The following is an 8,265-nucleotide window of genomic DNA, read 5'->3' on the forward strand; positions in this document are numbered from 1 at the left end:
CGGGTCTCGTGGGCTCGGAGATGGGTAAAAGAGACAGCCCGCGCAGTCCTCGCGGCGATCGTGGCTGTCGCGGCGACCGCGCCGAATACCGCAGCTGTCATGCCGAGTGTCAGGGTCGGCAGCGGTTGGGCATCGACATGATTCGCAAGAATTGCGGCGACGGCCGCCGCGACAGCCACGATCGCCGCGAGGACTGCGCGGGTACCAGGAGCTGATGGGCCCGGCCATGCCAGCGTCGTCGCGCCGATGCCCGTCGACCACCAGCACGCAACCGCGCCCATCCTGGGCGCCCAGCCGGCGCCGCGATCAGCCGAAGCCGATACCTCGACGGCGTGCTGGGCCAAGTCGTCGGAGTGCCGTTCGGGTCTCGGTAGGGGTTCCGTGACGAGCAGCAGAACGTCGCCATCCGCAACCCCGTTCTCGTGCAGCGTGACCGACTCGTCAAGCGTCGAGCCATCGAGGCGCGTAAGCCTGAGCCGCTCGGTAACGCCGTCATCGACTACCTCGTGCCCCACACCGGCGAGATCGACGACGTCCGCGAGGATCTCACCGAGCTCCACCGACATGGGCAGAGCGAGATCCACCGTCGCAGAAGTCCCCGGCCGACCCGTGCGCACCGTCACCCGACACACTTCCAAAGCCGTCATACAACCCCCCGCGGATCACCGTAACGGCGCCAACCCATGGCGAAGGGCGCCAATTTCTCTGCTGTGGAAGGGGAACGGGAATGGGGGCTGTCTCGTCTATAACCCGATGGAGTTCCTGATCGGACCGCGTCTGGCAGCGCCGCCTTCCGCACAGCGCGAGATCGTCGTGCAGACGCCGCCGGAGGTGCCGCGAGACGTGCCAGGCAATCGGCTCTCCCGGTTACTGCCTGCGGCAATGGTCATCGCCACGGTCGGCATGATGGTCGTCTACTTCACATCGGGCGCCTCAGCCATGCGGAGCCCGATGTTCATGTTCTTTCCAGTGATGATGCTGGGCTCGCTGCTGGCGACGATGGTGTCGGGGACGCGCGGAGGCGGCCGGATCGCAGAAATCAATCAAAACCGCCGCGACTATCTTCGATACCTTGCGTCGTTGGACTCGACGATTGCGAATGCGGCCGACGACCAACGGCTTTCACTGTCGTGGAGCAACCCGGATCCCGGCTCGCTGTGGGCGATGATCGGGCGCAGGCGGATGTGGGAGCGCAGGCCCGACGACGTCGATTTCGGGCGCGTTCGGATCGGGCTGAGCGCTCAGCGCCTTTCGACCCCATTGGTCATGCCCGACCTCGGGGCGGTGGAAGAGCTGGATCCGGTGACCTCGACGGAGTTGCGGCGGCTCCTCCGCCGCCGCGCGATGGTGCCCGACCTACCCGTATCGATAGCACTGAAGGAGATCGCCGCGATCACAGTCCGCGGTGACTCGCACGCCACCCGAAGCCTGATCCGCGCGGTGTTATGTCAGTTGGCGATGGCGCACAGCCCCCAGGATCTGCGCATCGCGGCGGTGATCGATCCACTGACGGCGGGGGATTGGGACTGGCTGAAATGGCTGCCGCACCACCTGCATCCATCCGCGACCGACGGCGGCGGTGCGGCACGACTGACGTACAACACCCTTTCGTCTGCCGAGAGCGCCCTCGCGACCTGCGGGGGATGTCATGCGGTGCTGTTGATCGACGGCGGTCTGGTGGCCGGCACCGAGGCCCTGCTCGCCTCGGACGGTACCGCGGGCGTGACAGTTGTGGACCTCGGCGCCGCGTGCGACGGCATCGCATCACTGCGCCTGGTCGTGGCCGAGGATGTGCTCACAGTGCGAGGTGACGTCGACGAGGAGGTGCTGGTCCGTCCCGACACGATGACGCCAGGACAGGCGCTGGCCTTCGCCCGTCGAACGTCGCCGTATCGGCCGGCTGCAACGACTACCGAGGGTTCGGTGCGCTCACCGTCCATCGGGTGGCCGGAGTTGATGGGTATCGCCGATGTCGGTGCGCTCGATCCCGCCGTGATCTGGCGAAGCACTCGTCCTCCCGAACGGATGTTGCGCGTCCCCATCGGCGTATCCGAGCATGGCCAGCCCATTGAGCTCGATATCAAAGAAGCCGCGGCGAACGGCATGGGGCCACACGGCTTATGCGTCGGCGCAACGGGATCGGGCAAGTCGGAGTTTCTTCGAACGCTCGCGCTGGGCATGATCGCGGCCCATCCGCCCGACATCCTCAACCTTGTCCTCGTCGACTTCAAGGGAGGTGCCAGCTTCCTCGGGTTCGAGCGCGCGCCCCATGTGGCGGCGGTGATAACCAATCTCGCCGAGGAAGCACACCTCGTCGCGCGGATGAAGGATGCGTTGGCCGGTGAGATAACCAGGCGTCAGGAGCTTTTGAGGGCGGCGGGCAACTTCGCCAATATTGCCGAATACGACCGCGCACGCGCCGGACGGGCCCGACTTGCCCCGCTGCCTGCGCTCTTCATCGTCGTCGATGAATTCTCCGAGCTATTGAGCCATCATCCGGACTTCATCGATCTGTTCATCGCGATCGGACGGCTAGGACGGTCGCTGGGCATGCACCTGCTGCTCGCGAGTCAACGAATGGACGAGGGCAGGCTGCGCGGATTGGAGTCACATTTGTCGTACCGGGTGTGCCTGAAGACTTTTTCGGCTGGCGAATCCCGTTCGGTTCTAGGCGTTCCCGATGCTTACCACCTGCCGAATGCACCCGGCTCGGCGTATCTGAAAACCGGTGCGGGTGATCCGCTGCGCTTTCAATCCGCGTTCGTCTCCGGACCCTACGGCGGCCGTGAGCGTCGATTCGACAGCTTGGCCGCGGCGCCGATGCTGTTCACCGCGGCGTCGATGGGCCGCACCAGATACGGAGACGAGCAGCAGACACAACGACTGCCCGCCTCGTCGCGAACCGTGTTCGACACCGTTCTCGATCGAGTCGAGGGCCGCGGAACTCCCGCGCACCCAGTGTGGTTGCCGCCGCTCGCCGAGTCTCCGGAGCTCGATCGGCTGCTGGAGCGGGGCGGGGCTGCGGCTCGGCTCACCGTGCCGATCGGCCTTGTGGACTGCCCTTTCGAACAGCGCAGGGATTTGTTGGTCGCTCAACTGGCCTCTGCGGCGGGGAATGTCGCCGTTGTGGGTGGGCCGAGATCGGGCAAGTCCACGGTGTTGCGGACACTGATCCTGGCGTTGGCCCGAACGCACGATCCCAGCGACGTGCAGTTCTACTGTTTGGACTTCGGCGGCGGCGCATTGTCGTCACTGTCATCGCTTCCGCATGTCGGATCGGTGGCGGGCCGCCGCGACGTCGACCTGATTCGGCGGACGGTCATCCGGATGGAGTCGCTGCTGCGAGCGCGAGAGGCAAGGCGTAGCTCACCCGAGTCGATCGCCGCAACCGACCCATATGGCGACGTGTTCCTCGTCATCGACGGCTGGGCTGCCATTCGCCAGGAGTTCGACACGATCGAGCCCTCGATCAATGCCCTGGCGGCCCAGGGACTTTCGTATGGCATCCACGTCGTCATCTCCGCCTCTCGCTGGGCCGAGATGCGGCCCGCGCTGAAAGACCAGATCGGCACCCGTATCGAATTGCGGCTCGGCGATCCGGCGGAGTCCGAGATGGATCGTAAGCGGGCCCGCCAGCTTGTCCAGAGCCCGCCAGGTCGCGGCATCACCCCCGACGGTCGCGAATTCGTCATCGCCGTGCCCAGGTTCGACGCCGCGAATGCCGACGGACTGCGGGCGCGATTCGGGGGTCGCGTCGCGCCGCCCATCGAGGTGTTGCCCGAGCGGGTCCCCTACGACGCACTGCTCGCCCGATCATCCGAACCTCCTTGCGCAACTAGAATCCTGGTCGGCATCGGCGAAGCCGAATTGCAGCCGGTTGCACTCGATTTCGCCGCAGAGGCACATCTCGTCATCCTCGGACAGGGTGAGTGCGGCAAGACCGCCACGCTGCGGACCCTCTGTCGCGACATCGTCGGGACAAACACCGCGGAATCGGCTGAAGTGTTCATCGTCGATTTCCGGCGGGGTCTGCTCGGCGTTGTCGAGTCCGACCATCTCGCGGCATACGCTCCGTCGGCGGCGGCGCTGACCCCGCAACTGTCTGCCCTTGTGCAACGTCTCGATGAGCGGATGCCAGGAGCGGACGTCAACCAGCAGCAACTGCGGACGCGCTCATGGTGGTCGGGCCCCGAGATGTACGTCGTGATCGACGACTACGACCTGGTGGCCCCGCCGAACGGCGTCAATCCATTGGCGCCGCTACTCGAATACCTGCCGCACGCAAAAGATCTCGGCTTGCACGTTGTGGTGGCGCGGCGCTCCGGTGGCGCCGCGAGGGCGATGTTCGACCCCCTCTTGGGCCGACTGCGCGACCTCGGATGCATGGGCTTGATGATGAGCGCCACCCCCGATGAGGGCGTCCTGCTCGGTACCGTCCGGCCGTCGCAACTGCCACCTGGTCGGGGAACACTCGTCACCCGCGCGCACCAGGGACAGCTCGTCCAGATCGCATGGACCGAGCCGGCGTGACCGACACCGTCGTCGAGGTGGGACCGGCTGCGGTCCGCGGCCAAGCGCGCGCAGAACACCATCTGGAGTCCACCGCGCTGGAGTACATCGACGATGAGATCGCGGTGCTCGATGAGCAGCCCGTCGCGGTGCCTGCGGTGTGGCGTCAGGTGTTCAGTGCGGTGCTACCCGAGCGTGTCGAAACGGCTGTGCTGGTGTGCCCGACGTGGTGGCCGCCGCCGCGCATCGCACGGGTGCGAGAGGCCGCCGCCGCCAGATCGACCAAAGTCGTTGTGCTGCAACGTGCCGATGTACTGGTGGTCGACGTGCCAGGCGTACCTGCGGTTGTCGAGATCGCACCGGAGTTCGTGGTGGTCTGGCGTTCAGGCGGCGTGGTCGCAGCGGTGCCTCGGCTCGGCGACGATGCAGACGTCGCCCGATCCGTGGCCGACGGCGTCGGCCCGGCCACCACGGTGTTGGTGGACGCACCGCTGGGCGTCGCGGGTGCCGTCGAGCTCGCCCTGGCAATCTCTGGGTATCTCCGCGCAGACGGCGTCGCGGTGACGACAGTTGCGCCGGACCGAGTGCTGGCCGCGGCACGGGATAGTCAAACCCCGCTCGCCCACGAACCCGCACCGACATGGCCGAGAGGTCGCAGGATCGCGGCGTTGACCGCTGTCGCCGCATCCGTGGCACTGCTTTGTCTCGGCCTCGGATTCGTCTCCGGCACAGACGAACCCGAAGAGCCCGACGTGCCGATGACGCTGCTGGTCGAAGGCAGGGTGGCGGTGAAGGTGCCTGCGCTGTGGCAGGTGCAGCGCATCACGTCCGGTCCGGGCTCTGCCCGGGTGCAGGTGATGGCGCCCGATAACTCGACCGCCGTGTTGCTGACCCAGTCGCAGGTGCGCTGGGGCGAGACGCTTTCGGCGACGTCGGCAACGCTGCGCAGCGCTCTCGACGACCAGCAGCCAGGGGTATTCAGCGGGTTCAAGCCCGACGACCGTCGCGCGGACCGGCCCGCGACCACATATCGGGAGCGTCGCGGTGGCCGCCAGATCGACTGGACCGTGTTCGTAGACGACACCGTGCGGATCGGCATCGGCTGTCAGAGCGCGCCCGGGGGTGAGGATGCCGTCCGCTACGTCTGCGAGGAAGCGATCCGGTCGGCGCACGCACTCGTATGAGGAGGGAACCAAACACGTCCGCGCTCCGTCGAAAACACAACTGAAACGAAATCATGGAGAGGACCTCGATGACGACATCCGCGGGCGGATCGCTCAACACCGACTTCGACCTGATGACAGCCGTCGCCGGCAAGATCGATGCCCGCAACGACGAAATTCGGGCCATGCTGCAGTCATTCATCGGGCAGATGATCAGCGTTCCGCCGTCGGTTTGGGGAGGCGTCGCCGCGACGCGGTTCAATGATGTCGTGGACCGATGGCACGCCGAGTCGACGAAGCTGCACATCGCGTTGCAGGGCATCGCCGAAACCATGCGCGTCAACGAGCGCGCCCTGCGCGAAGCGGCCGAGACCCACTCGCATCAAATCGGCGCCGTCGGCACAGGGATCTGAGGAGCTGATCATGGAACCGGTTCTTTCCTACAACTTCGACGAGATCGAGTACACCGTCCGGCAGGAGATCCACAACACCTCGGCGCGGCTCAACGCGGCGCTCGACGACTTGCGGGCCCAGATCGCCCCGCTGCAGGAGGTGTGGACCCGGGAGGCGGCAGAGGCGTATCGGCTCGAGCAAGCGAAATGGGACCAGGCGGCGGGCGCGCTGAACGAGATCTTGTTCGGCCTCGGCAACGCGGTGCGCGACGGTGCCGACGACGTCGCGACCACCGATCGCAGCGCTGCCGGCGCCTGGGGCGCGTAACGCAAAGAGACCACTGTGCGGTCCCGTCGGGAGGGGAGCCCACGGGACCGCACAGTTCTGTTACCGGCGGTGGGCCAAAAGACCCTGCTCACAGGTGCCGACATTGAGCTATGGTGACGGCCACGCGCGTGGCGTCTGCGTGCGGAAAGTGTCTTCGCCGATGGTTACTTCGAGGTCTAGGGGCGGCCGGGCTACGGCTCGGCTGCCGAATCTGCGCGCGCTCCATGATCTCTTCGTGGCAGGTCAGGTGGATGACACGTACCTGGACTCCACCTCGCTGCGCCCCGTCGTCGCCGCGAGCTGGCGGCGCAGCCGGGCCACTGGCGTCGACCCCGACATCGGTGCAGCCCATGCCGCGTCCATCGCCGTCGCGCTCGACGAGATGCGCTCCGCCCACCCGTTGGCGTCGGCGCTCCCCGTCATCCGTCGGCTGCTGATCGAGGACGCCTCCGACGCCGGTGTGGTGGTCGCCGTGTCCGCGGCGGACGGCACGCTGCTGTGGGTCGAGGGCGACCGGGAAGCGCGCCGCAAAGCCGAGGCGATGAACTTCGTGCCCGGCGCCGACTGGAGTGAGAGCGGCGCCGGAACCAACGCGCCAGGAACGGCATTGGCGCTCGACACCGAACTGCAGATCCGAGGCTGCGAGCACTTCTCCCGCATCGTTGCGCCGTGGAACTGTGCCGCGGCGCCCGTGCACGACCCCATCTCCGGCGCGCTGATCGGCGCGATCGACCTCACCGGCGGGCCCGACGTCGCCTCACCGCAGACGCTCGCCCTGCTCCGCGCGACCGGGGTGGCCATCGAAAACCACCTGGCGCTGCTGCACCTGCGTCGGCCCGCGGTCGCCGAACCGGCCGGGGGCGCGCGGCTGAGCGTCCTCGGCGCCGACCGGCCGCAGTGGCGGGCGACCGATGCCGACGGCAACCCGCACACCACCACGCTGACCAGCAGGCACGCCGACATCCTTGTGCTGCTCAGCCGCCATCCCGAGGGGTTGTCCGCCGATCACCTGGCGATGCTGCTCGACGACAACGACCTCGACACGGTGACGGTGCGCGCGGAAGTGTCGCGTCTTCGCCGCGTCATCGGGGCAGAGTTCGTCGCGTCCCGCCCCTACCGGCTGCTGACACCGATCCGCACCGACATGGACGACGTCGCTGACGCGCTCGACGCAGGCGACGTCGACCGTGCGGTCAGCGGATATGCCGGCGCGCTGCTTCCCAAATCGGTGTCTCCCGGCGTTGCGCGGATGCGCACCGAACTGTCCGCCAGTCTCCGCGCAGCGGTCCTCGCTTCGGGGGATTTCCGACTGCTTCGCCGTTGGCTCGACTCCCCGGAAGGGCGCGACGACCGGGACGGCTGGCGGATCCTGCACGACAAGACCGCGCCGGGTTCGGTGATGCGCGCGCAGGCCAGCGGCCATCTGGCCGGCCTGGACTTCGACCTCGCCTAGGCCCCTCTGCAACGTCGTGCAACCGTGCTGCAACGGTCCGAAACCTACTGTCAGTGACGTCCGACACATTTTGCCCGTCGTGAAGGCGGACAGCGGAGCCGCCGCGGCGGCGACATGAGGCAGGAGCAATTCCATGGCTGTATATGCCCGGCCCGGTGCCGAAGGCTCGTTGATGACCTTCGACTCCCGGTATGAGAACTACATCGGCGGCGAGTGGGTCGCGCCCGCCGCCGGCCGGTACTTCGAGAACCCGAGTCCCGTCACGGGTCAGGTGTTCTGCGAGGTACCCCGCGCCGACGAAACCGACGTCGAGAAGGCGCTGGATGCCGCGCACGCCGCGGCTCCGGCCTGGGGCAAGACGTCGCCGGCCGAGCGTGCGGTGATCCTGAACAAGATCGCCGATCGCATCGAGGAGAACCT

At 67.1% G+C, this 8,265-nt stretch carries 7 protein-coding genes; 6 read left to right on the plus strand and 1 reads right to left on the minus strand.

Going from position 1 to position 8,265, the window contains the following annotated elements; genetic code table 11:
- On the minus strand, positions 1–623 hold a 623-nt coding region (locus D6M19_RS33735), incomplete at its 3' end, for an EsaB/YukD family protein (protein WP_206428714.1).
- A gap of 130 nt (positions 624–753) precedes the next feature.
- Here D6M19_RS33735 and eccCa point away from each other — a divergent pair.
- The 6 genes from eccCa to D6M19_RS33765 all read left to right on the plus strand — a co-directional run.
- The gene (gene eccCa / locus D6M19_RS33740) at positions 754–4,530 is read left to right on the plus strand and encodes a type VII secretion protein EccCa (RefSeq protein WP_123029635.1); all 3,777 of its coding nucleotides are present in this window, start codon (positions 754–756) and stop codon (positions 4,528–4,530) included.
- On the plus strand, positions 4,527–5,693 hold the full coding sequence (locus D6M19_RS33745) for a type VII secretion-associated protein (RefSeq protein WP_164478831.1): 1,167 nt from the start codon (positions 4,527–4,529) through the stop codon (positions 5,691–5,693). The genes eccCa and D6M19_RS33745 overlap by 4 nt, the downstream gene beginning before the upstream one ends.
- Before the next feature lie 68 nt (positions 5,694–5,761).
- Positions 5,762–6,085, plus strand: a complete 324-nt coding sequence (locus D6M19_RS33750; RefSeq protein WP_123029640.1) for a WXG100 family type VII secretion target — start codon at positions 5,762–5,764, stop codon at positions 6,083–6,085.
- Positions 6,086–6,095: 10 nt separating this feature from the next.
- Complete coding sequence (locus tag D6M19_RS33755) at positions 6,096–6,392, plus strand: WXG100 family type VII secretion target (RefSeq protein WP_123029637.1); 297 nt, start codon at positions 6,096–6,098, stop codon at positions 6,390–6,392.
- Between the two features lie 160 nt (positions 6,393–6,552).
- A complete protein-coding gene (locus tag D6M19_RS33760) occupies positions 6,553–7,845 on the plus strand; it encodes a GAF domain-containing protein (RefSeq protein ID WP_123029638.1) in 1,293 nt (430 codons plus the stop codon).
- Between the two features lie 133 nt (positions 7,846–7,978).
- A partial coding sequence (locus D6M19_RS33765; protein WP_123029639.1) for an aldehyde dehydrogenase family protein occupies positions 7,979–8,265 on the plus strand: 287 nt, incomplete at its 3' end.

This window comes from Mycolicibacterium stellerae, assembly GCF_003719305.1.
Classification (GTDB): Bacteria; Actinomycetota; Actinomycetes; order Mycobacteriales; family Mycobacteriaceae; genus Mycobacterium; species Mycobacterium stellerae.

Coding starts and splice junctions, on each gene's coding strand:
- eccCa (WP_123029635.1), top strand. CDS start 754: ATGGAGTTCCTGATCGGACCGCGTCTGGCAGCGCCGCCTTCCGCACAG.
- D6M19_RS33750 (WP_123029640.1), top strand. CDS start 5,762: ATGACGACATCCGCGGGCGGATCGCTCAACACCGACTTCGACCTGATG.
- D6M19_RS33755 (WP_123029637.1), top strand. CDS start 6,096: ATGGAACCGGTTCTTTCCTACAACTTCGACGAGATCGAGTACACCGTC.
- D6M19_RS33760 (WP_123029638.1), top strand. CDS start 6,553: ATGGTTACTTCGAGGTCTAGGGGCGGCCGGGCTACGGCTCGGCTGCCG.